The sequence below is a fragment of the Pseudomonas sp. NPDC088429 genome, from assembly GCF_044753305.1.
In the GTDB taxonomy this organism is placed as follows: Bacteria; Pseudomonadota; Gammaproteobacteria; order Pseudomonadales; family Pseudomonadaceae; genus Aquipseudomonas; species Aquipseudomonas rustica.
In genome coordinates, this window is sequence record NZ_JBIVMX010000168.1 from 1 (window position 1) to 1,579 (window position 1,579).

Genomic DNA, 1,579 nt, shown 5'->3' on the forward strand with positions numbered 1-1,579 from the left:
ACGTGCCAGCCGCGACACTTCGAACGGGTACTGAGTGATGTAGTTCGGCTGTTCCAGCTTGTGCTCGACCAGTTCTTCGTAATTCATCACCTGCAGCTTGCCCAGACCTTCGAAGCCCAGCACCTTGGCGCCGGCCTTCTTGGCGATGGCGCGGGCCTTGTCGAGGTCGTTCAGATCATCGGCAGTCAGCTCAGGGTTGTACTTGAGGATCGAGTCGAACACCGACAGACGCACGAACGGCTCGCCGAAGATGAACACCTTGTCGCCGTACGGCACGTCGGTGCTGCCCAGAACCAACTGCGCCAGCTCACGGAACAGTTCTTCGGTCAGGTCCATGTTGTCTTCGTAATCGGCGTACGCCTGGTAGAACTCCAACATGGTGAATTCTGGGTTGTGACGCGTCGATACGCCTTCGTTACGGAAGTTGCGGTTGATCTCGAAAACCTTTTCAAAGCCACCAACCACCAGACGCTTCAGATACAGCTCAGGCGCGATACGCAGGAACATTTCCATGTCCAGCGCGTTATGGTGGGTTTCGAACGGTTTGGCCGCTGCGCCGCCCGGAATGGTCTGCAGCATCGGCGTTTCGACTTCGAGGAAGTCGCGCTTCATCAGGAAGCTGCGGATGTGCGCGATCACTTGCGAACGCACGCGGAACGTCTGGCGCACTTCTTCATTGACGATCAGGTCAACGTAACGCTGGCGGTAGCGTTGCTCAGTGTCGGTCAGGCCGTGGTGCTTGTCCGGCAGCGGGCGCAGCGACTTGGTCAGCAGACGCACGCTGGTCATTTCAACGTACAGGTCGCCCTTGCCGGAACGCGCCAGAGTGCCTTCGGCGGCAATGATGTCGCCCATGTCCCAGGTTTTCACCGCGGCCAGGGTGTCTTCCGACAGGGTTTTACGGTTGACGTAGACCTGAATGCGACCGGTCATGTCCTGAATCACCATGAACGAGCCACGGTTGAGCATGATGCGACCGGCAACCTTGACCGGGATTGCAGCCTCTGCCAGCTCTTCCTTGGTCTTGTCCGCGTATTTCTTCTGCAGATCTTCGCAGTAGTTTTCGCGGCGGAAGTCGTTCGGGAAGGCGTTGCCCTTGGCGCGCTCGGCAGCCAGCTTTTCCTTGCGCAGGGCGATCAGGGAGTTTTCTTCCTGTTGCAGGGCTTGCGGGTCGAGTTGTTGGTCGCTCATGTCTTTAGATATTCCATCAGGTTCATTGCCTCCGGGCCTTGCGGCCCGGGGATCGCCAGCAGGCTGGCTCCTACAGGGATCGAGGTGAATCAGTCGCCCTGTATTGCGTCTTTTACAGCCCTGATTTCAGGCTGGCATACAGGTATTCGTCGATATCGCCGTCGAGTACCTTGTCGCAGTCGCTGCGTTCGATGTTGGTGCGCAGATCCTTGATCCGCGACGCATCGAGCACGTACGAGCGAATCTGGTGACCCCAGCCGATATCGGACTTGGTGTCTTCCAGCGCTTGCGATGCGGCGTTGCGTTTCTGCATTTCCTGCTCGTACAACTTGGCCCGCAGCATTTTCATGGCGGTGTCCTTGTTGGCGTGCTGGGAACGTTCGTTCTG

General features: G+C 58.1%; 2 protein-coding genes. Both read right to left on the minus strand.

The features are described 5' to 3' along the window. A partial coding sequence (gene lysS, locus ACIP66_RS28715; RefSeq protein ID WP_400652679.1) for a lysine--tRNA ligase occupies window positions 1–1,191 on the minus strand: 1,191 nt, incomplete at its 3' end. Between the two features lie 112 nt (window positions 1,192–1,303). After that, the coding region (locus ACIP66_RS28720; protein ID WP_400652682.1) for a peptide chain release factor-like protein at window positions 1,304–1,579 on the minus strand (276 nt) is incomplete at its 5' end.